The organism is Georgenia wutianyii, assembly GCF_006349365.1.
In the GTDB taxonomy this organism is placed as follows: Bacteria; Actinomycetota; Actinomycetes; order Actinomycetales; family Actinomycetaceae; genus Oceanitalea; species Oceanitalea wutianyii.
This window is the reverse complement of sequence record NZ_CP040899.1, coordinates 468,186-488,497: the sequence shown is the minus strand read 5'-3', so window position 1 is coordinate 488,497 and position 20,312 is coordinate 468,186. Positions and strand designations below refer to the sequence as shown.

General features: G+C 73.1%; 19 protein-coding genes and 1 tRNA gene. 5 read left to right on the top strand and 15 right to left on the bottom strand.

The genetic code is table 11. The features are described 5' to 3' along the window. Positions 1-20 precede the first annotated feature (20 nt). From FE251_RS02270 to mfd, 8 genes are all read right to left on the bottom strand, one after another. Positions 21-953 carry a Ppx/GppA phosphatase family protein gene (locus tag FE251_RS02270; RefSeq protein ID WP_139071316.1) on the bottom strand — a complete coding sequence of 311 codons (933 nt, stop codon included), beginning with the start codon at positions 951-953 and terminating at the stop codon, positions 21-23. Beyond that, on the bottom strand, positions 950-1,480 hold the full coding sequence (locus FE251_RS02265) for a DUF501 domain-containing protein (RefSeq protein WP_139071315.1): 531 nt from the start codon (positions 1,478-1,480) through the stop codon (positions 950-952). Before FE251_RS02265 ends, FE251_RS02270 begins: the two co-directional genes overlap by 4 nt. A gap of 41 nt (positions 1,481-1,521) precedes the next feature. Further along, the gene (locus FE251_RS02260; RefSeq protein WP_139071314.1) at positions 1,522-2,157 is read right to left on the bottom strand and encodes an FtsB family cell division protein; all 636 of its coding nucleotides are present in this window, start codon (positions 2,155-2,157) and stop codon (positions 1,522-1,524) included. Positions 2,158-2,269: 112 nt separating this feature from the next. After that, a complete protein-coding gene (eno, locus tag FE251_RS02255; protein ID WP_139947663.1) occupies positions 2,270-3,544 on the bottom strand; it encodes a phosphopyruvate hydratase in 1,275 nt (424 codons plus the stop codon). 80 nt (positions 3,545-3,624) lie between these two features. Further along, on the bottom strand, positions 3,625-4,278 hold the full coding sequence (locus tag FE251_RS02250; protein ID WP_230976511.1) for a MazG family protein: 654 nt from the start codon (positions 4,276-4,278) through the stop codon (positions 3,625-3,627). Then, positions 4,275-4,826, bottom strand: a complete 552-nt coding sequence (locus FE251_RS02245) for a SurA N-terminal domain-containing protein (protein ID WP_139071312.1) — start codon at positions 4,824-4,826, stop codon at positions 4,275-4,277. The genes FE251_RS02250 and FE251_RS02245 overlap by 4 nt, the downstream gene beginning before the upstream one ends. A gap of 66 nt (positions 4,827-4,892) precedes the next feature. Continuing rightward, a complete protein-coding gene (locus FE251_RS02240) occupies positions 4,893-5,072 on the bottom strand; it encodes a hypothetical protein (RefSeq protein ID WP_139947661.1) in 180 nt (59 codons plus the stop codon). A gap of 513 nt (positions 5,073-5,585) precedes the next feature. Then, positions 5,586-9,161, bottom strand: a complete 3,576-nt coding sequence (gene mfd / locus FE251_RS02235) for a transcription-repair coupling factor (protein WP_139947659.1) — start codon at positions 9,159-9,161, stop codon at positions 5,586-5,588. Between the two features lie 148 nt (positions 9,162-9,309). Between mfd and FE251_RS02230 the strand changes: the two genes are divergently transcribed. Then, a complete protein-coding gene (locus FE251_RS02230; RefSeq protein ID WP_139071309.1) occupies positions 9,310-9,930 on the top strand; it encodes an L-threonylcarbamoyladenylate synthase in 621 nt (206 codons plus the stop codon). A gap of 1 nt (position 9,931) precedes the next feature. On the opposite strand, the gene pth is transcribed toward FE251_RS02230, so the two are convergent. The 6 genes from pth to FE251_RS02200 form a co-directional block, all read right to left on the bottom strand. Beyond that, the gene (pth, locus tag FE251_RS02225; protein ID WP_139071308.1) at positions 9,932-10,525 is read right to left on the bottom strand and encodes an aminoacyl-tRNA hydrolase; all 594 of its coding nucleotides are present in this window, start codon (positions 10,523-10,525) and stop codon (positions 9,932-9,934) included. 63 nt (positions 10,526-10,588) lie between these two features. Beyond that, positions 10,589-11,209, bottom strand: coding sequence for a 50S ribosomal protein L25/general stress protein Ctc (locus FE251_RS02220; RefSeq protein WP_230976510.1), 621 nt, complete (start codon positions 11,207-11,209; stop codon positions 10,589-10,591). Between the two features lie 206 nt (positions 11,210-11,415). Then, positions 11,416-12,348, bottom strand: a complete 933-nt coding sequence (locus FE251_RS02215; protein ID WP_139947657.1) for a hypothetical protein — start codon at positions 12,346-12,348, stop codon at positions 11,416-11,418. A 208-nt stretch (positions 12,349-12,556) separates the two neighbouring features. Continuing rightward, complete coding sequence (locus FE251_RS02210) at positions 12,557-13,537, bottom strand: ribose-phosphate diphosphokinase (protein WP_139071305.1); 981 nt, start codon at positions 13,535-13,537, stop codon at positions 12,557-12,559. Further along, on the bottom strand, positions 13,534-15,081 hold the full coding sequence (glmU, locus tag FE251_RS02205) for a bifunctional UDP-N-acetylglucosamine diphosphorylase/glucosamine-1-phosphate N-acetyltransferase GlmU (RefSeq protein ID WP_230976590.1): 1,548 nt from the start codon (positions 15,079-15,081) through the stop codon (positions 13,534-13,536). The genes FE251_RS02210 and glmU overlap by 4 nt, the downstream gene beginning before the upstream one ends. A 199-nt stretch (positions 15,082-15,280) precedes the next feature. Beyond that, positions 15,281-15,352: transfer RNA gene (locus FE251_RS02200), tRNA-Gln, on the bottom strand. Between the two features lie 116 nt (positions 15,353-15,468). Between FE251_RS02200 and FE251_RS02195 the strand changes: the two genes are divergently transcribed. From FE251_RS02195 to FE251_RS02180, 4 genes are all read left to right on the top strand, one after another. Next, positions 15,469-16,086, top strand: coding sequence for a TetR/AcrR family transcriptional regulator (locus tag FE251_RS02195; protein ID WP_139071303.1), 618 nt, complete (start codon positions 15,469-15,471; stop codon positions 16,084-16,086). 69 nt (positions 16,087-16,155) lie between these two features. Next, positions 16,156-17,076, top strand: a complete 921-nt coding sequence (locus tag FE251_RS02190) for an ABC transporter ATP-binding protein (RefSeq protein WP_139071302.1) — start codon at positions 16,156-16,158, stop codon at positions 17,074-17,076. Continuing rightward, positions 17,073-18,293: an ABC transporter permease gene (locus FE251_RS02185; RefSeq protein WP_139071301.1), complete on the top strand. Its 1,221-nt coding sequence runs from the start codon at positions 17,073-17,075 to the stop codon at positions 18,291-18,293. The genes FE251_RS02190 and FE251_RS02185 overlap by 4 nt, the downstream gene beginning before the upstream one ends. A gap of 142 nt (positions 18,294-18,435) precedes the next feature. Beyond that, positions 18,436-18,933: a MarR family winged helix-turn-helix transcriptional regulator gene (locus FE251_RS02180; RefSeq protein WP_139071300.1), complete on the top strand. Its 498-nt coding sequence runs from the start codon at positions 18,436-18,438 to the stop codon at positions 18,931-18,933. Between the two features lies 1 nt (position 18,934). On the opposite strand, the gene FE251_RS02175 is transcribed toward FE251_RS02180, so the two are convergent. Beyond that, positions 18,935-20,299, bottom strand: a complete 1,365-nt coding sequence (locus tag FE251_RS02175) for an FAD-binding oxidoreductase (protein WP_139947655.1) — start codon at positions 20,297-20,299, stop codon at positions 18,935-18,937. Positions 20,300-20,312 lie beyond the last annotated feature (13 nt).

Here is a 20,312-nt window from a genome sequence, read left to right as displayed (position 1 = left end):
CCGGCGGCCGCGCCGGGCGGTCAGCGCAGGCTGAGGGCGATGCCGTCGAGGATGTCGTGCTCGCTCGTGCGGACGATCGGCGTGCGGCCGGTCGCCCGGCTGACGAACTCGACGACCTCCGCCCAGATGAGCGCGCCGGCGCCGATGACGTCCACCCGGCCCGGGTGCATGAAGCCCATGGCCGCGCGCTCCTGCCGGGAGGCGTGAAGCAGCGCGTCGCACGAGGCGAGGACGGCCTCGGGGGTGAGCTCCGCGCCGTCGATGCGGGTGCGGTCGTACTGCGGCAGACCCAGGGCGTGCGCGGTCACCGTCGTCACCGAGCCGGCGACCCCGACGATGGTGCGCACGTCCTCCAGCGGCAGCTCGGCCTCCACCTGGGCGAGCAGCTCGCGCACGTCCTTGCGGGCGGCCTTGACCTGCTTGGGGGTGGGTGGGTCGGCGCGCAGGTGGCGCTCGGTGAGCCGGACGCTGCCCATCTTCACCGAGATGCCGGAGCTGGGGACGTCGTCGCCGAGGACGAACTCGGTCGACCCGCCCCCGATGTCGACGACGAGGAGCGGACGCGGCTGGTCGGGGTCCATGACGCTCGCGGCGCCGGCGTAGGACAGCGCGGCCTCCTCCTGCCCGCTGATGACCTCGGGCTCCACGCCGAGCAGGGCGCGCACCCCGCTGACGAAGGTGTGGCTGTTGCCGGCGTCGCGCGTGGCGGAGGTGGCGACGAACCGGGTCGTCTCGACGTCGCGGTCGCGGCAGATCTGCGCGTAGCGGCGCACCGCGTCCAGCGTCCGCTCGAGGGCGGCGGGGTCGAGCATGCCGGTGCGGTCCACGCCCTGGCCCAGACGCACGACCTCCATGTGCCGCTCGACCTCGACGAGCGGGCCGCGGCGGGTGACGTCGGCGATGAGCAGACGGATGGAGTTCGTCCCGCAGTCGATGGCGGCGACGCGCGTCATCGGTCCGTCTCCTCGCTCGCGACCTCGGTGGCGCAGGTGCAGCGGTCGGGCCGCCAACGGGGGCGGAGCAGCTCCAGAGCCTCGTCACCGAGCGGGTTCACGCCCGGACCCACGGCCAGGGAGTGCCCCACGAGCACGTGGAGGCACTTGACGCGGGTGGGCATCCCGCCGGCGGAGACACCGGCGATCTCGGGCACCTCGCCGAGCTCGGCGCGGCGGGCGAGGTAGTCCTCGTGGGCCGCGCGGTAGGCGGCGGCCAGCGCCTCGTCCGTCTCCAGCCGCTCGGTCATCTCGCGCATGACGCCCTCGGCCTCGAGGGTGCTCACGGCACGCACGACGGCCGGCTCGGTGAGGTAGAAGGTCGTGGGGAAGGGCGTGCCGTCCTCCAGCCGCGGCGCGGTCCGCACGACGAGCGGCCGGCCGCAGACGCACCGCGCGGCGATGCCCACGACCCCGCGTGGGAGGCGGCCCAGCTGCTGGGCCAGCACGTCGAGGTCCGCAGGGGTCACGGGTTGCGCGTCGGTCACCGGCTGATTCTCCCTCACGGAGGGGCCGGGCACGAAACGTCCTACTCCGGCTCCTGCGCGCCGGGGACCGCCTGGCCGGCCATCGCCACCGACTCCCACAGCGCGAGGTACCAGGGGGCGTCCTCCATGCCCGGGACGCCCGAGGCCTCGAGCTCGGCCTCCGCGTCCGTGCCGACGACGGTCTCGGGGTCGACGACGCGGAAGGTCTGCTCCCCGGGCATGACGTAACCGAGCCGGTCGCGGGCCTGCGCCTGGACGAACGTCTCGTCCTGCCACTGCTCGAGCTCGAGCTCGAGGGCCGCGGTGCGCTCCTCGGCTGCCTCGATGTCGGCGCCGAGCTCACGCAGCTGCTCCTGCTGCTCGACCGCATGGCGCAGGGTCGGCGCGAGGACGATGAACGCGATGAGGACGACGACGAACAGTCCGAGCCCGCGCAGCGTGATCGTCGGGCTCGTCGCCTCCTCGTGCGGGTCCTCCCGGGCCGCCTTGGCCGCCGGCGCGGCCGGCGAGGGGCGCGAGGAGCCGGTGGCCCGGCTCGCGGAGGTGCGGGAGGGGCCGGCGGGCCGCTGCTGCGCTGCGGGGCCGCCGCGCCGTGCCCCGGCCGAGGGCGGGCGTGCGCTCGCGGGACGTGCGGCACCGCCCGTGCCGCGACGTCCGGTCGGGCGACGCGCTGTCATGGGGTCCATCGTCCCTCACGCCGGGCAGTGGCGCGGGGAGGCCCCGCGCGTGAGTCGTGGCACGCCGACGGCCCGGCACCGCCGTGGCGGTACCGGGCCGTCGAGTGGTGCGTCAGGCCCGCGGGAAGGCGGAGCGGCCGGCGTAGACGCCGGCGTCGTCGAGCTCCTCCTCGATGCGCAGGAGCTGGTTGTACTTGTTGATGCGCTCGCCACGGGCGGGCGCGCCGGTCTTGATCTGGCCGGCGTTGACCGCGACCGACAGGTCGGCGATCGTCGTGTCCTCGGTCTCACCGGAGCGGTGGGAGACCATCGCGGTGAAGCCGTTGCGCTGCGCGAGCGAGACGGCGTCGAGGGTCTCGGTCAGGGTGCCGATCTGGTTGAGCTTGACGAGCAGCGAGTTCGCCGCGCGCAGCTCGATGCCCTTGGCGAGGCGCTCGGGGTTGGTGACGAACAGGTCGTCGCCGACGATCTGCACCCGGCTGCCGACGCCGGAGACGAGCTGGGCCCAGCTGTCCCACTCGTCCTCGCTCAGCGGGTCCTCGATGGAGACCAGCGGGTAGTCCGCGACGAGCTGGGTGTAGTAGGCCACCATCTCCTCGGGGGTGGTCGCCTTGCCCTCGAACTGGTAGGCGCCGTCCTTGAAGAACTCGGTCGCGGCGACGTCGAGCGCCAGCGCGATGTCCTCGCCCGGCGTGAAGCCGGCCTTCTCGATCGCCTCGAGGATGAGGTCGAGGGCGGCGCGGTTGCTCTCGAGGTTCGGCGCGAAGCCGCCCTCGTCACCCAGGCCGGTGGCCAGGCCGCGGCTCTTGAGCACGGACTTCAGGGAGTGGTAGGTCTCCGCACCCCAGCGCAGCGCCTCCTTGAAGCTCGCGGCGCCGACCGGCGCCACCATGAACTCCTGGATGTCGACGTTGGAGTCCGCGTGGGACCCACCGTTGAGGATGTTCATCATCGGCACGGGCAGGACGTGCGCGTTCGGCCCGCCGATGTAGCGGAAGAGGGACAGCCCGGCGCTCTCGGCCGCGGCGCGGGCCACGGCGAGGGAGACGCCGAGGATCGCGTTGGCGCCCAGCTTGCCCTTGTTGGGGGTGCCGTCCAGGTCGATGAGGGCCTGGTCGAGGATGCGCTGCTCGCTCGCCTCCAGGCCCAGGACCTCGGGGGCGATGTCGTCGACGACGGCGTTCACGGCGTCCTGGACGCCCTTGCCGAGGTAACGACCCTTGTCACCGTCACGACGCTCGACGGCCTCGAACGCGCCGGTCGAGGCGCCCGACGGCACCTCTGCGCGGGCGACGGTGCCGTCGTCCAGCGCGACCTCGACCTCCACGGTGGGGTTGCCGCGCGAGTCGAGGATCTCGCGGGCTCCAACGGCCTCGATGCTGGCCACGGATGTCTCCTTCATGTCGACGTCTTGGTTTGTCTCGTTCAACGATAGTCGCGCTTGCGGGAACGGCACCGGGACCTCCGTCAGGCGGGACCGCTCCGCCGTCCCTGCAGACCGCGCAGGTGGGCCCGCAGCGCCGCCTCGGCGTCCAGCCCTGCGGCGTCGGCCCGCAGGACGAGCGCCATGAGCTCGCGACCGAGCGCCGCCTCCGGGTCCGCGGCGGGGTCGGCCGGCCCGAGGAGCTCGGCGTCCTGGCTGCCCTCGCGGCGCAGCCGCCGGGCGATCTTCTGCGCCCGGGCGAGGGCGGGCAGGGCCACCGGGATCCCGGTGAGGACGTCCTGGCCCTCGCGCTCCTGCTTCTTGATCTCGTGCCACGCGGTCTCGACCTCGGCCGCCGAGGAGGCGGCGGCGTCGGCGAAGACGTGCGGGTGGCGCCGGTGGAGCTTGTCGAGCAGCTCCTGGGCGACGTCGGCGAGGTCGAACGGCTCCTGCGGGTGCTCCTGCGCCACCCTGGCGTGGAAGACCACCTGGAGCAGGAGGTCGCCGAGCTCACCGCGCAGGGCGGCGCGGTCCTCGGCCTCGGCCGCCTCGGCGAGCTCGTAGGCCTCCTCGATGGCGTACGGCGCCAGCGAGCGGTGGGTCTGCTCGGCGTCCCAGGGGCAGCCGCCCGGCGAGCGCAGGCGGTCCATCGCGGCGACGACCGCGGCGAGCGCGTCGTCGGTTCGCGGCCCGGTCACGACAGGGGCTGGACCAGGGTCGGGGACGGGGCGATCCACGGGAGCGCCTCGGGGACGACCTGGCCGGCGGGGTCGAACGTCCCGTAGCGCGGGTTGACGTCGACGTCTGCCTCGGCGATGCGCAGGTTGACGGTCTCCATAGCCGGGGCGCCGACCGGGGAGATGCTCATCTCCTGGTTGACGATGGTCATCTTCGCGATGTCCAGGACGCCGGTGCCGTAGCCGTCCTCGGGGACGGGCAGCCCGCTGGCCTCGGCCTGCCGGTCGAGCAGCGCGGCAGCCTGCTCGTCGGAGGCGGCGACGCCGAACTCGGCGGCGACGTCGAGGATGATCGGGGCGACGACGAGCGTGGACAGCATCGTCGGGGCGTCCACCTCCTGGCCGGTGACGGCCGCGAAGTCCTCGACCGCACGGTCGAGCTCGTTCTCGCTGATCCGCTCACCGTTCACGAGGGCAGCCGCCCCGGGGTGGGCGCCGCAGCCGCCGAGCGCGAGTGCGGACAGCAGCGCGGCAGCGGCGATGCCGCGGCTCAGCCTCGTCGAAGTCACCGTGAAACCTCCCTCATCACGCCGGCGCGCGCCGGCCCCGTCCATCGTACGGGAGTGCGGGGGCGGTCAGCGGAGGTCGTGGTCGACGGCGCCGCAGCTCTCGCAGAAGTAGTCGCGGGTACGGGCCCAGCCACCGGAGTCCGGGCAGTAGACCTCGATGCCGTCGCGGTCGACCCCCTCGGGCGGTGTGTCCGGCCCGGGAACCGCGACGTCGGTGGTGGGGCGCTCGGTGAGTACGGCGGTCATGGTGTCTCCTCTCCGTCCCTCTCACTGTCACACCGGCCACCGACATCGCCGGTCGCGCCACGCCGGGCGCGTGCGACGCGCACCGGCTCCGGGCGCGGGACCATGGACGCAGCGGAGGCCCCTCGGACTAGGGATCCGAGGGGCCTCGCTGGTCCCGGTGCTCGGGCGGTCAGGAGCGTCGTGCGCCCGGCCTCGTGGGCCGCCCGGGAGCCGTACGGCAGGGTCCGTGCAGCCCCCGCGACGCGCCTCGCGGGCCGGTCGGATCTCCCCGTCCGGTGCTGCCGTTATCCGGCCGCATCGACCTCACCTCTGGGCGCCGCCCTGGACCGTGGCCCCGGGCTGAGCGCCTGTCGGCGAGCTCGATGGCTCATGTGTAGTCCCCGTCACACTCGGCCCGCAAGGGGTTCGCGGCACCGAATGTCAGCCGCCCGTCAACCCACAGCTCGGTCCACAGGGCGACGTGCAGGTTCACCACTTACCCACACGCCTGTGGACAGAATCTGTGGACAGAGGTCAGCTGGTGGCGACCTGCGCGGCCGCCGCGACCGACCCGCTGAGCACGGCGTCGATGAGCTCGCCGGCCCACACCAGCAGCGCCGCGTCGTGCAGCGGCTTGCCGCCCACCTTCGCCGTCGTCGGGAACGGGACGAGGATCGTGCGGATCGCCGGCTTGAGGACCGTGCCCGGGTAGAGGCGCTTGAGGCGCAGCTGCGCGGACTCGGGCAGCTCGACCGGAGCGAAGCGCACGTACCTGCCCTGGGCGGTGATGTCGGTGAGCCCGACCGCACGCGCCCGGGTGCGCAGCGCCGCCACCGCGAAGAGCCGCTCCACCTGCTCGGGCACCGGCCCGTAGCGGTCGGTGAGCTCGGCGCGGATCGCGTCGATGTCGGCGTCGTCGTCCGCGGCGGAGATCTTCGCGTAGGCCTCCAGGCGCAGCCGCTCGTGCTCGATGTACTCGTGCGGGATGTGCGCGTCGACCGGGAGTTCGATCTTCACCTCCGCCTTCTCCTGCTCCTTCTCCCCGCGGAACTCCGCGACGGCGTCGGCCACCATGCGCACGTACAGGTCGAACCCGACCCCGGCGATGTGGCCGGACTGCTCCCCGCCGAGGAGGTTGCCCGCGCCGCGGATCTCGAGGTCCTTCATCGCCACCTGGATGCCGGCGCCCAGCTCGGTGTGCGAGGCGATGGTCGCGAGCCGGTCGTGCGCCGTCTCGGTGAGCGGCTTCTCCGGCGGGTAGAGGAAGTAGGCGTAGGCGCGCTCGCGCCCGCGCCCGACCCGCCCGCGCAGCTGGTGGAGCTGGGACAGGCCGAAGGTGTCGGCGCGGTCGACGATGAGGGTGTTGGCGTTGGAGATGTCCAGGCCCGTCTCGACGATCGTCGTGCACACGAGGACGTCGAACTCCTTGTTCCAGAAGTCCTGGATGACCCTCTCGAGCTGGTGCTCCCCCATCTGCCCGTGCGCCACGGCCACCCGCGCCTCGGGGACGAGCTCGGCGATGCGCTGCGCGGCCCGCTGGATCGAGGACACCCGGTTGTGGACGAAGAACACCTGGCCCTCGCGGAGCATCTCGCGCCGCACGGCCGCGGCCACCTGCTTCTCCTCGTAGGGGCCCACGTAGGTGAGGATCGGGTGGCGCTCCTCCGGCGGCGTCGCGAGCGTCGACATCTCGCGGATGCCGGTGATCGCCATCTCCAGGGTGCGCGGGATCGGCGTCGCGCTCATCGCGAGGACGTCGACGTCGGTGCGCAGCTGCTTGAGCGTCTCCTTGTGCTCGACGCCGAAGCGCTGCTCCTCGTCGATGACGACGAGGCCGAGGTCCTTGAACCGGACCTCGCCGGTGAGCAGGCGGTGGGTGCCGATGACGACGTCGACCTTGCCGTTGCTCAGACCCTCGCGGATGGCGGCGGCCTCGGCGTCGCTCTGGAAGCGCGACAGGGCGCGGACCTCGACCGGGAAGCCGGCGTAGCGCTCGGAGAAGGTGTCGAAGTGCTGCTGGACGAGCAGCGTCGTCGGCACGAGGACGGCCACCTGCTTGCCGTCCTGGACCGCTTTGAAGGCTGCCCGGACGGCGATCTCGGTCTTGCCGTACCCGACGTCGCCGGACAGCAGGCGGTCCATGGGCATCTCGCGCTCCATGTCCGCCTTGACCTCCTCGATGGTGACGAGCTGGTCGGGGGTCTCGACGTAGGGGAAGGCGTCCTCGAGCTCACGCTGCCACGGGGTGTCCGGGCCGAAGGCGTGACCCTTGGTCGAGGCGCGCGCCGCGTACAGGCGGATGAGCTCGGCGGCGATCTCGCGGACCGCCTTGCGCGCCCGGCTCTTCGTCCTGGCCCAGTCCGCGCCGCCCATCTTGCTCACGGTCGGCGCCTCGCCACCGGAGTACTTCGTCACCTGGTCCAGGGACTCGGTGGGCACGAAGAGGCGGTCCCCCGGCTGCCCCCGCTTGGAGGAGGCGTACTCGATGACGAGGTACTCGCGCGTCGTCGCGTCCTTGCCGCGCCCGACGGTCCGCTGGACGAGCTCGATGAACCGGCCCACGCCGTGCTGCTCGTGGACGACGTAGTCCCCCGGCCGCAGCGCGAGCGGGTCGACGACGCCGCGGCGCCGCGAGGGCATCTTGCGCATGTCGCGCGTGGAGGTGCCGGCGCGGCCGGTGATGTCGGACTCGGTGACGACGGCGAGGCGCAGGTCGGTGGCGACGAAGCCACGCGGGACCGCCGCCGTCGTCACGAGGACGACGCCGCCCGGCGGCTCCTCGAGGACGTCCTCCACCTGCCGGGCCGGCACGTCCGCGTCGGCGAGCTGCTCGACCATGCGGCGCGCCTGGCCCGGGCCCTGGGTGGTGATGAGCAGGCGCCAGCCCTCGCGGGTGAGGGAGCGCAGGTCGGCGAGGGCGCGCGGCACGTCGCCCCGGTAGGGCTCGACGTCGCGCGCGGCGACGGTCTCGCTGCTCTCCTCCCCCTCCTCCACGGGCGGCAGCTCGGCCGACAGCGTGGTGAGGTCCCACCAGCCGAGCCCGCGGGCGAGGGCGAGCTCGTGGGTGTCCTCGAGGGTGGCGAAGGACGCCTCGCGCAGCTGCAGCGGCGTCTGGCCGCCCGCCGCCGCCGACGCCCAGGCCGCGGCGAGGAACTCCTCGGTCGTGGCCACGAGGTCGTGGGCGCGCCGCCGGACGCGCTCCGGCTCGGACATGACGACGAGGGTGTCGTCGGGGACGAGGGTGAGGACCGGCTCCATGCCGTCGACGAGCAGCGGCGCCAGGGACTCCATGCCCTCGACGGCGATGCCCTCACCGAGCCGCTCGAGCATGTCGGCCGCGCCGGGCATGTCCCCGACGAGCGCCTTGGCCCGCGCCCGCACGGCGCCGGTCAGCAGCATCTCGCGGGCCGGCGGCGCCCAGAGGTTGTGGTCAGCGACGTCGAGGCTGCGCTGGTCCGCGACGGAGAACCAGCGGATCTCCTCGACCGTGTCGCCCCAGAACTCCAGGCGCAGCGGGTGGTCCTCGGCGGGCGGGAATACGTCGAGGATGCCGCCGCGGACGGCGAACTGGCCGCGCGACTCGACCATGTCGACCCGTGAGTAGGCGGCTGCGGTGAGGGCGGCGGCGACGTCCTCGAGGGGCCGCTCGTCGCCGACGGACAGCTCGACCGGCTCGAGGTCGCCGAGTCCCTTGATCACCGGCTGGAGGAGCGCGCGGACCGGCACGACGAGGACGCGGATCGGCCCGGTGCGGCCGACGCCGGGATGGGCCAGACGCCGGAACACGGCGATCCGGCGGGCCACGGTGTCGCTGCGCGGGGAGAGCCGCTCGTGCGGGAGGGTCTCCCAGGCGGGCAGCACCGCGACGTCGTCGTCGGGGAGGAAGTTGCGCAGCGCGGCGGCGGCGTCGTCGGCCTCGCGGCCGGTCGCGGTGACGATGACGACGGGACGGTCCGCCGACGTCTCCCCGCCCGTGATGGCGGCCACCAGCGCGGCGCGCAGGCCGAGCGGGATGCTGACCGTCCGCTCGCCGCCGTGCGCGGCGGCCGCGACCGAGCGGGCGAAGGCCGGGTCGGCGAGCAGCGGGGGGATGAGTCCGGTGAGTCGCATGGGTCCTCGCGCAGGTGGGCAGCACAGCAGCCCCGGCATCCTGTGCAGGAGCGGGGAACCAGACAATCCTACGTCGCCCACCGGGCGGCGGCGCGGCACCCCAGCCGCCCTCGCTGCCGGGCGGAGCGTCATTTGGCACACTGGGCCCATGGCCCGACTCGTCGAGCTCCACCCCCAGGACCCCCAGCCACGCCGGCTCGGGCAGGTCGTCGACGTGCTGCGCGGCGGCGGTCTCATCGCCTACCCCACCGACTCGGGCTACGCCCTCGGTGCACGACTGGGCAGCAAGGAGGCGCTCAACCGGATCCGCGAGATCAGGCGCCTGGACGACAAGCACCACTTCACCCTCATGTGCGCGACGCTCGCGCAGGCGGGCACGTTCGTCATCCTCGACAACCGCGACTTCCGGCTCGTGAAGTCGCTGACCCCCGGCCCCTACACGTTCATCGTCAAGGCGACGAAGGACGTGCCGCGGATGATGCTCCAGCCGCGCAAGCTCACGGTCGGGGTGCGCGTGCCGGACCACCGGGTCGCGCTCGCCATCCTCGGTGAGCTCGGGGAGCCCATGCTCACCTCGACCCTCATCCTCCCGGGCGCCGAGGAGCCGATGTCCGAGGGCTGGGTGGTGGACGACGAGATCGGCCGTCTCCTCGACGTCGTCGTCGACGCGCCGGTGACGTCCGTCGACCCGACGACCGTCGTCGACCTCACGTCGGGGGCGCCCGAGGTCATCCGCGAGGGCGCCGGGGACGTCTCCCGCTTCGGCTGAGTCAGGCGGTGTGCAGCCGCAGCTGCGCCTTCTCCAGCCCGAGCGTGAGGACGTCCTCGACGGCGTCGGCCGCCTCCTCGAGCGTGACGAGCAGCTCGGGGCGCTCCGCGGTCGCGAAGTCGCGCAGGACGAAGTCGGCGGCGTCCATGCGGCCCGGCGGACGGCCGATGCCCACCCGGAGGCGGACGTAGTCCCGTGTGCCGATCGAGCTGGAGATCGAGCGCAGGCCGTTGTGCCCGCCCTCACCGCCCCCGCGCTTGAGCCGCAGTGTGCTCGGGGGCAGGTCGAGCTCGTCGTGGACGACGAGCAGCCGCTCGGCCGGGATGTCGTAGAAGCGCAGCAGCGCGCTCACCGGACCGCCGGAGAGGTTCATGAACGTGCCCGGCACGGCCAGGACCGCGCGCGGTCCGGGTGCACCTCCGGGCAGGACCCCGAGGCGGACGTCGGCGACGTGCGCCCGGGCCTTGTGGGTGGTGAGGGTCGAGCCGGCGCGCCGCGCCAGGGTGTCGATGACCATCCGCCCGACGTTGTGACGGTTGCCGGCGTACTTCGGCCCGGGGTTGCCGAGCCCGACGACGAGCCAGGTGTCGCTCATGCCCTCTCCCTGAACAGACGTGAGCCCACGTCACGCCCGAGGGCGTGACGTGGGCAGACGGTCTCAGTCCTCGGTCGAGTCCGCGCCGGCGGCCGCGCCGGCCTCGGCGGCAGCCTCGTCGGCGGCCAGGTCGTCCGCGGTCGCGCGCGGGGTCGAGATGACGACGACCTCGTGCTCCGGGTCGACGTCGATCGTCGCGCCCTCGGGGCGCGGGATGTCGGCGACGCGCACGATGGTGCCGTCCGTGAGGCCCTCGACGGAGACCTCGATGACCTCCGGGATGTCGGTGGCCGGGACGGTGATGGTCAGGGTGCCCAGCTCGGTCTGGTGGATCGTGCCGGGGGCCGACTCGCCGACGACGTGGACGGGCACCTCGACGGTGACCCTCTCGCCCTTGCGGACGATGACGAAGTCGACGTGCTCGATGGTGCGGCGGACCGGGTCGCGCTGGATGTGCTTGGCGAGCGCGAGCTGCTTGGTGCCGTCGAACTCCAGGGTGATGAGCGCGTTCGCGTTGTCCTTGAGGACGAGGAACGTGTCGTGGGAGGGCAGCGCGAGGTGGCGCGGCGCCTCGCCGTGGCCGTACAGGACGGCGGGGATGAGGTTCGCGCGGCGGGTGCGGCGCGCGGCACCCTTGCCGAACTCGGTGCGAACGGTAGCGGTGAGGGTGAGGCTGTCGGCCACGGGAACTCCTGTTGGGCGTCGGGACTGCGGCGGGCCAGGGCGGGGCGACACGAGGCGCCCTGTGGCACCACCGCGTCGATCACGGAGCCGGGTGTCCGGTCTCCCTCGCCGAGGCAACCGGTCGATGATACACGAGTTCCCCGCCCCGGTTCGAGCGCGCGCGATCGTGACGAGCGCAACCATGACCGCACGCGCGCTCGGCGGGCTCACCCGCGCTCGGCGCGCCCACCCGCCCTGAGGGGCACCACGCCCGCCCCGCTCATCAGGCGGGCGAAGGTGGCGCGGTCGAGCGCCTGCGCCCAGGTCCAGCGCACCACCCCGTTGCCCAGCCGGCGCAGGCGGTCCTCGCGCAGCTTCTCCCGCCACAGCGCCTCACGCGTGGCCGCCTCGTCACCGCCGAGCGCCCGGCCGAGCTTCACCTTCCCGTCGAACTCACCGACGAGCCGCAGCCGGGGCCACCAGAAGTCCGTCCGCCCGACGAAACCGCGATCGTCGACGAACTCCTTCTGGAGGACGGGCATCGGCAGGTCCAACGTGATGACCTGCGCTCGGCTGAGCGACTCCCCGACGGACTCCGACCTCCCGTCGGCGTGCTCGACGACCGCCCGTGCGCGTCGGATGCCGCGTGTTCCGGCCAGGCGCTCGACCTCCGCCTCGAGCGCCTCGCGCGTCACCATGCCGTTCCGCAGTGCGTGGTCCGCGCTCGCGAGCGCAGAGGCGAAGCTGCGGACACGGCCCAGGTCGACGACGGTCCGGGCGACGGAGGTCACCGCGACCCCGTCGACGAGGAGGACGTCGGGCGGGAAGCGGGTCCCGTGCCGCACGACGTGCGCACTGCTCCGCCCGCCGGCGCCGGCCTCCTCGAGGACGTGCATGACGCGTGGCCAGTCGCCGATGACCGGCAGGCCCAGCACAACCGCCGCCGACTCCCGGGCCAGGGGTGCCGAGACCTTCATCGTCTCCACCGTGGCCCGGACGTAGAGGGCGTAGCGCCGGTCCTTCCCCGACGTCTCCCACTCCTCGCGCGTGACGTAGGTGCCGTGCCGGACCCTGATGAAGCCCGACGTGGGTCGCCGAGGGTCGACGCCCCGCAGGACGGCCTGGCGGGTGTGGAGGAGCACGGTCTGGGGGACGTCCATCCGGTGAGCGTGGATCACCTGCGCCCACCGGTACCGGGACCGAAGGAGCACCGGTGGACCAGCCCTCCGCCACCCGGCCCGGTGCAGCACCTCGTCGCCCGCGACCGCGTACGAGGACCCCGACCGCGTACGAAGACAGCGACCGCGGGTGCCATGGCACCCGCGGTCGTCAGTCTTGGTCGCGCTCGGCGTCGGCCGGCGCGGTCGCTCAGGCGTTGCCGTCGAACAGGCTGGTGACCGAGCCGTCGTCGAACACGGCGCGGATCGCGCGGGCGAGCAGCGGCGCGATCGGCAGGACGGTGAGCTGCGGGAACCGCTTGGCCGGGTCCAGCGGGAGGGTGTCGGTGATGACGACCTCGCGCGCGCCGCACTCGCTGAGCCGGCGGGCGGCCGGGTCGGAGAGCACGCCGTGGGTCGCGGCGACGATGACGTCGCGCGCGCCGGCGGCCTTGACCACCTTGACGGCCTCGGCGATGGTGCCGCCGGTGTCGATGAGGTCGTCGACGAGGACGCAGTCGCGCCCCTCGACCTCACCGACGACGCGGTTGGCGACCGCCTGGTTCGGCCGGGTGATGTCGCGCGTCTTGTGGACGAAGGCCAGCGGCCCGCCGCCGAGCTTCTCCGCCCACTTCTCGGCCACCCGGATGCGCCCGGCGTCCGGGGAGACGACGGTGACGTTGCTGGTGTCGACGCGCCCGCGGACGTAGTCGGTGAGGATCGGCATGGCCCACAGGTGGTCGACCGGTCCGTCGAAGAAGCCCTGGACCTGCGCCGCGTGGAGGTCCACCGACATGAGGCGGTCGGCGCCGGCGGTCTTGAACATGTCCGCGATGAAGCGCGCGGAGATGGGCTCGCGCCCGCGGTGCTTCTTGTCCTGCCGGGCGTAGGGGTAGAACGGGGCGATCACGGTGATCCGCTTGGCCGAGGCGCGCTTGAGCGCGTCGACCATGAGGAGCTGCTCCATGATCCACTGGTTGATCGGGTTCGTGTGCGACTGGAGCACGAAGGCGTCCGAGCCGCGCACGCTCTCCTCGAACCGCACGTAGATCTCGCCGTTGGCGAAGTCGTAGGCGGTCGTGGGCACGAGCTCGGTGCCCAGCTCGTCGGCGACCGCGGTAGCCAGCGCAGGGTGTGCACGTCCGGAGAGGAGGACGAGTCGCTTCTCGCCGCGTGAGGTGATGCCAGTCATCGCTCGGTGCCGCTCCCGTTTTCGGTGGGGGTGTGCCCGTCCCGGGGGACGGCCACGTCGTGGTTCCCGCGGGCCAGCTCGGCCCGGGCCTGGGGGGAGAGCTCCTTCTCGGCGTCGCCCTCGAGCGCCTTGCTCGCGGCCTCCGCCGAAGGGGTGCCCGGCCTGCGCCGCAGCACCCAGCCCTCGATGTTCCGCTGAGTGGTCGAGTTGATCGCCAGCGCGCCCGGCGGCACGTCCTTGAGCAGGACCGTGCCCGCGCCGGTGTAGGCGCCGTCACCGATCGTGATGGGAGCGATGAACATGTTGTCCGACCCGGTGCGGGCGTTGGAGCCCACCTTCGAGCGGTGCTTGTTCACGCCGTCGTAGTTGACGAAGACGGAGGCGGCGCCGATGTTCGTGCCCTCCCCGATCTCCGCGTCGCCGACGTAGGACAGGTGCGGCACCTTGGAGCCGGCGCCGATCTGCGCGTCCTTCGTCTCGACGAACGTGCCGATCTTGCCGCGCTCGCCGAGCACGGTGTCCTGGCGCAGGTAGGCGAAGGGGCCGACGGTCGCCCGCGCGCCGATGCGGGCGCTGAAGCCGTGCGTGCGCACGACCGTGGCCTCCGCCCCGACGACGACGTCGCGCAGGGTGGTGTCCGGGCCGATCTCGGCACCCTCCTCGACCGTCGTCGTCCCGTGGAGCTGGGTGCCGGGGTGGATGGTGACGTCGCGGGCGAGCTGCACGTCGACGTCGATCCACGTCGTGGCCGGGTCGACGACGGTGACGCCCTCACGCATCCAGCCGGTGACGATCCGGCGGTTGAGCTCGGCGCCGATCTCGGCGAGCTGGGCGCGGTCGTTGACGCCGGTGACGAGCCACTGGTCCTCGACGACGAGCGCGCGCACCCGCTTGCCGGAGCGGTGGGCGAGGGCGACGACGTCGGTGAGGTAGACCTCGCCCTGGTCGTTCGCGTCGTCCACCTGGGTGAGCGCCTCGCGCAGGACCGCGGCGTCGAAGACGTAGATCGAGGTGTTGACCTCGTCGATCTCGCGCTGCTCGGGGGTCGCGTCGCGCTCCTCGACGACGCCGACGACGTCGCCGTTCTCGTCGCGCACGACCCGCCCGTAGCCGTACGGGTCGGGCAGCCGGGTGCTGAGCAGGGTGACGGCGTTGCCGTCGGCCTCGTGGGCCTCGAGCAGCTGGCCCAGCGTGCCGGAGTCGAGGAGCGGCACGTCGCCGGCGGTGACGACGACCGGCCCGGAGACCACGCTGCCGTGGGCCTCGGTCCGCGAGCCGGACAGGAGCGCGGCGCCTGCCTGTTCCTTGGCGTCGAGCACCCCGAGCGCGCACTGCACGGCGCGCCCGGTCCCGGGGATCGCGTCCTGGTCCACGACGACGACGCCGGGCAGCTCGGCCTCGGCGTGCGCGGCGACGGCGTCGCGCTCGTGGCGGACGACGACGGCGAGGCGCTGGGGCTCGAGCTCGGCACCGGCGCGCAGCGCGAAGCCGAGGAGGCTGCGGCCGGCGATGCGGTGGAGGACCTTCGGGGTCCGGGACTTCATCCGGGTGCCCTCACCTGCGGCGAGGACGATGACGGCGGCTGGCTGGGCACTCACTCGAGTGGGCTCCCTCGTCGGGTCCTGCCCGGGGTTGTCCCCGGGCTTCGTGCAGGGCCACTCTATCGCCGCCGGGCCGCGCGGTGGTTGGCACGAACGGCTCCCGGTCGCCCGGAGGCGGGCCGGGGGACGTCGCGAGGCACGGCTCCGCCCCCAGGATTCGAACCCGGACCTCAAGGCACCAAAGGCCTGCGTGCTGCCGTTACACCAGGGCGGAACGCGTCGCCACGGCGACGCAGCGCCCAGTCTGCCAAACCCGCGGGCCCGCCCGGACCCTCCGCACGGCATGATGGCCTCGTGGCCAGTGACCGATCTCGCACCTCCCGTGCCCGTATGACGGCGGGCCAGCGCCGTGAGCAGCTGCTCGACGTCGGCCGCGCCCTCTTCGCCGAGAAGGGCTTCGAGGGTACGAGCGTGGAGGAGATCGCCGCTCGCGCCTCGGTCTCCAAGCCCGTCGTCTACGAGCACTTCGGCGGCAAGGAGGGCGTGTACGCCGTCATCGTCGACCGGGAGCTGCAGAAGCTGCTGGTCGCGCTGAGCGGGGCGCTGGAGACCGGCGGGCACCCCAAGCGCATCGTCGAGCGAACCGCGATGGCCCTGCTGGAGTACATCGAGGAGAACACCGACGGGTTCCGCATCCTCGTGCGCGACTCGCCCGTGGCGCAGGCGACGGGCACCTTCTCCTCCCTCATCGGCGACGTCGCCACGCAGGTGGAGCACCTCCTCGCCGACCAGTTCCGCCGCCGCGGCCTGCCGACGGTGACCGCACCGATCTACGCCCAGATGCTCGTCGGGATGATCGCCCTCACCGGCCAGTGGTGGCTCGAGGCGCGCAGCCCCGACCGGGAGACCGTCGCCGCGCACCTCGTCAACCTCGCGTGGAACGGGCTGAGCTCGCTGGAGGCCGCCCCGCACCTCACCGGCCTGCCGGACGTCTCACCGACGCCCTGAACCGCGATCCCCGGAACGTCCACCCCCTAGAATCGCGGCGACCGAGGCCCCGTGATGACGGAAGAGGACATGGCCAGACTCGAGTTCGACCACCTGAACAAGGCGTACGGGTCACTCCGTGCGCTCACCGACCTCACCTTCTCCGTCGACGCCGGGGAGATCTTCGGCTTCGTCGGCTCGAACGGTGCGGGCAAGACCACCGCGATGCGGATCGCGCTCGGCGTGCTCTCGGCGGACTCCGGCGAGGTGCGCTGGCAGGGACGCCCCCTCGACCTCGAGATGCGCCGTCGCGTCGGCTACATGCCCGAGGAGCGCGGCCTGTACCCGAAGATGAAGGTCGGTGAGCAGCTCGTCTACCTCGCCCGCCTCCACGGCATGGGCGCGAAGGACGCCGTCGCGGCGATGGAGCAGTGGACCGAGCGGCTCGGCGTCGCCGCCCGCCGCGGGGACAACGTCGAGAAGCTCTCCCTCGGCAACCAGCAGCGCGTCCAGCTCGCCGCGGCCCTCGTCCACGACCCGGAGATCCTCGTCCTCGACGAGCCGTTCTCCGGTCTGGACCCGGTGGCCGTCGACGTCATGAGCTCGGTCCTCGTCGAGCGCGCCGCCGCCGGCGTGCCGGTGATCTTCTCCTCCCACCAGCTCGACCTCGTCGAGCGGCTGTGCGACCGCGTCGGCATCGTCCGCGCGGGCCAGATGGTCGCGCTCGGGACGAAGGAGGAGCTGCGTCGGACGCCGAACGCCCGCTGGCGCGCCGTGGTCCACGGCGCCGCACCCGGGTGGGCGCGGCTGGTCCCGGGCGCCCGGGTGCTGTCCGACGACGGCCGCGAGGTCGTCGTCGAGCTCACCGGGAACACCGAGGGCGTGGAGCAGCCCTTCCTCCGGGCGGCGACGGCCGCCGGGGCGCTGCGGGAGTTCAGCCCGGTGGTCCCCTCCCTCGCCGACCTCTTCCGCCACGTCGTGAGCGAGACCCAGGAGAAGGACGCAGCATGAGCACCCAGGACCGCACGAGCCGGAACTCCACGTTCGCGAACATCGGGATGGTCGCCCGCCGCGAGATCAAGGCGCGCTTCCTCACCAAGGCGAACCTCATCTCACTGGCTGTCATGCTCGTCGTCATCGTCGCGGGCGTGTTCGTCCTCGACTACTTCGCCGGCCGGGAGGGCGACGACGGGCCGGACTTCACCGTCGGTGTCGACCAGTCCGTCGCCGACCTCACGCCCCAGCTCGAGGCCGCCGGCCTCGCGCTCGGCACGACGCTCGAGATCGAGCCGATGACGCAGGCGGAGGCCGAGCCCGCCCTCGCCGAGGACCTCGACGCGTTCCTCGTCGGTGACCCGAGCCGCCCGGAGATGCTCGTCGAGGAGGACGCCGACCAGGAGCTTCTCGCGATCGTCTCCGGCGCCGTCCAGGCGCACGTCCTCGCCGACCAGGTCATCGACCTCGGCGGCGACCCGGCGGCCTTCAACGCCGAGCTCGCGTCCGCGGGCCCGCAGGTGGTGTCGAGCTCGGGGGACGAGGCCGACCAGTTCGGTCCGGAGTACCTCGTCGCCATCGTCGCGATCTCCCTGCTCCTCTTCTCGCTCATCAGCGCCGGCTCGCTCATCGCCGTCGGCGTCGTGGAGGAGAAGACCTCGCGCGTCGTGGAGATCCTCCTGTCGACGATCCGGCCCGCGGAGCTGCTCGCCGGCAAGATCCTCGGCATCGGCGTCGTCAGCCTCGGCCAGGTGGTCATCCTCGGCGCCGCGGCGACGATCCCGGCGGCGATGACCGGGCTGTTCGACGGCTTCGAGATCGACCTCGGCTGGACGATGCTGCTCGTCGTGCTGTGGTTCCTCCTCGGCTACCTCATCTTCTCCCTGCTCTTCGGCGGGTTCGCCGCACTCGTCTCGCGGCAGGAGGAGATCGGCGCGGTGACCACGCCCCTGACGTTCCTCATGTTCGTGCCGTTCTACCTGGCGATGTTCATGGTGACGGCGAACCCCGACAGCACCCTGGTCAAGGTGCTGTCGCAGATCCCGTTCTTCTCCCCGTTCATGATGCCGGTGCGCGACGTGTACGGCGGGGTGCAGACCTGGGAGATGGCCCTCGCCTTCGGCATCGCCATCGCGACCGTCCCGGTCCTCGTGTGGATCGCCGGGCGGGTCTACCGCCGGGGCGTCCTCCACACCGGTGGCCGGATGAAGCTGACCGAGGCGCTGCGCGGCTGACGCCGTCGTCCTCCTGGAGCCGGGTCCCCACCGAGGGGGCCCGGCTCCTGCCGTCCACGCCCAGGAGCGCTGCCGGAGGGTCGGGAGTGAGCGCCCGGCGCCTGATGGCTCTACTTATCTCGACGTCGAGTAATCTCGGGTCATGGTCGAGGGACAGGATGAGGTCGACCGGATCGTTGCGGCCTGGGGCCGGGAGCGTCCGGACCTCGACCCACGCCCGCTGCACGTCTTCTCCCGGGTCTCGCGCCTCTCCCGGCGCCTGGACCTCGCGCGCCGCCGCGTCTTCCTCGACCACGACCTCGAGGGCTGGGAGTTCGACGTCCTGTCGGCCCTGCGCCGCGCCGGGGAGCCCTACGAGCTCACCGCCGGGCGGCTGCTCAACGAGACCCTCGTGTCCTCGGGCACGATGACGAACCGGATCGACCGCATGGTGGCGCACGGCCACGTCGTGCGGGCCGTGGGCACGACCGACCGGCGCGTCGTCCTCGTCCGCCTCACGCCGCTGGGCAAGGAGAAGGTCGACGCCGCGATGGCCGACCTGCTCGACTCCGAGGAGCGGCTGCTCACCGAGCTCTCGCCGCAGGAGGCCGAGCAGCTGAGCGCGCTGCTGCGCCGCCTGCTCCTGCCGCTCGACCGCTGAGTCAGCCCGCCGGCCCTCCCGGCGGGGTGACGTTGTGGTTGAACCGGAAGACGTTGCCCGGGTCGTAGGCCGCCTTGACCTCGCGCAGCCGGTCGAGGACGCCCGGGTAGGCCGCGGCGACGTCCTCGGGCGTGGCCCCCGACATGAAGTTCACGTACCCGGCACCGGAGAGACCGACGGCGCGGCTGGCCTCGTCGACCCAGTCCTGGGCGGTGGGGACGGCGGTGGAGTCCTGGACGAGCGCGCTCACCGTCACCATGACGTCCCTGTCCCGGTGGGCGAACGCGGTCGCCTCCGGCGGGGTCCGGCCGATCGCCCCGCCGAGGGGCCGCAGGTTGAAGGCGGCGAACATGCCGGCGGTCGCGAGTGACCGGAGGGCCGCCTCCCCGAACCGCTCGTCGAGACGCCCGGTGAAGCCGGTGCGCATCACCGGGTAGGCGGGCTGCGGCGGCGTCGGCGGCCCGCGGAGCAGGTCGGGGTAGGAGTGCGTGTCGAGCGCCTCCACCAGCGGCTGGCCGATGGCCCGCAGCGGCGCGAGCGCGTCCTCGGCGTCCTGCGGCGCGCCGGACCAGCACGCCAGGACGAGCATGACCGGCCGGCCGTGCAGCTCGGGCGGGAGGAACGGCAGCGGTGGCGCGACGAGGAGGTTGACCATGGCGCTGAGTCCGTCGGGGGCGTCGAGCACCGCGTCGACAGCGGCGACGAGCCGGGCGGGCGAGGGCGCGAAGGCGAGCATGCCGCCGGTGACGACGGCCGTGCGGTGCAGCCGGAACGTGAGCCCGGTGACCACCCCGAAGTTGCCCCCGCCCCCGCGCAGCGCCCAGAACAGGTCGGGGTGCTCGCGCGCGTCCACGGTGAGCACGCTGCCGTCGGCGAGGACGATCTCGGCGGACTGGATGTTGTCGACGGTCAACCCGTCGCGCCGGCTGAGGAACCCGATGCCACCGCCCAGCGCCACGCCCCCGACTCCGACCGTCCCGATGTCCCCGAAGCCGGTGGCCAGCCCGTGCTTCCCCGCCGCCCGGCTGTAGGCACCGGCCGTCACCCCACCGCCCGCGCGTCCCACCAGCCGGTCGGCGTCGATCGCCACGGAGTCCAGGGCGCGCACGTCGATGACGAGCGCGCCGGGCCCGGCGCTGTGCAGGGCGTAGCTGTGCCCGCCGCTGCGGACGGCGACCGGCAGACCGGCGCTGCGGGCGGCCCGCACCGCCGCCGCGACCTCCGTCGTGGAGCGCACGCGCACGACGGCGGCGGGCGGGTCGCCGGTGCGCGCGAACTGCGCGAAGGTCGCCTCGGCGAAGCCGGTGGCGTCCGGGCGCAGCAGCCGGTCGGCGACGAGTCGCTCCAGGTCGGCGAACGTCGTCATCGCTGGGCCTCCC

Coding starts and splice junctions, on each gene's coding strand:
- FE251_RS02270 (WP_139071316.1), bottom strand. CDS start 953: ATGACGCGCGTCGCCGCCATCGACTGCGGGACGAACTCCATCCGTCTG.
- FE251_RS02260 (WP_139071314.1), bottom strand. CDS start 2,157: ATGACAGCGCGTCGCCCGACCGGACGTCGCGGCACGGGCGGTGCCGCA.
- FE251_RS02240 (WP_139947661.1), bottom strand. CDS start 5,072: ATGACCGCCGTACTCACCGAGCGCCCCACCACCGACGTCGCGGTTCCC.
- mfd (WP_139947659.1), bottom strand. CDS start 9,161: ATGCGACTCACCGGACTCATCCCCCCGCTGCTCGCCGACCCGGCCTTC.
- FE251_RS02230 (WP_139071309.1), top strand. CDS start 9,310: ATGGCCCGACTCGTCGAGCTCCACCCCCAGGACCCCCAGCCACGCCGG.
- pth (WP_139071308.1), bottom strand. CDS start 10,525: ATGAGCGACACCTGGCTCGTCGTCGGGCTCGGCAACCCCGGGCCGAAG.
- FE251_RS02215 (WP_139947657.1), bottom strand. CDS start 12,348: ATGGACGTCCCCCAGACCGTGCTCCTCCACACCCGCCAGGCCGTCCTG.
- FE251_RS02210 (WP_139071305.1), bottom strand. CDS start 13,537: ATGACTGGCATCACCTCACGCGGCGAGAAGCGACTCGTCCTCCTCTCC.
- glmU (WP_230976590.1), bottom strand. CDS start 15,081: ATGAAGTCCCGGACCCCGAAGGTCCTCCACCGCATCGCCGGCCGCAGC.
- FE251_RS02195 (WP_139071303.1), top strand. CDS start 15,469: ATGACGGCGGGCCAGCGCCGTGAGCAGCTGCTCGACGTCGGCCGCGCC.
- FE251_RS02190 (WP_139071302.1), top strand. CDS start 16,156: ATGGCCAGACTCGAGTTCGACCACCTGAACAAGGCGTACGGGTCACTC.
- FE251_RS02185 (WP_139071301.1), top strand. CDS start 17,073: ATGAGCACCCAGGACCGCACGAGCCGGAACTCCACGTTCGCGAACATC.
- FE251_RS02180 (WP_139071300.1), top strand. CDS start 18,436: ATGGTCGAGGGACAGGATGAGGTCGACCGGATCGTTGCGGCCTGGGGC.
- FE251_RS02175 (WP_139947655.1), bottom strand. CDS start 20,299: ATGACGACGTTCGCCGACCTGGAGCGACTCGTCGCCGACCGGCTGCTG.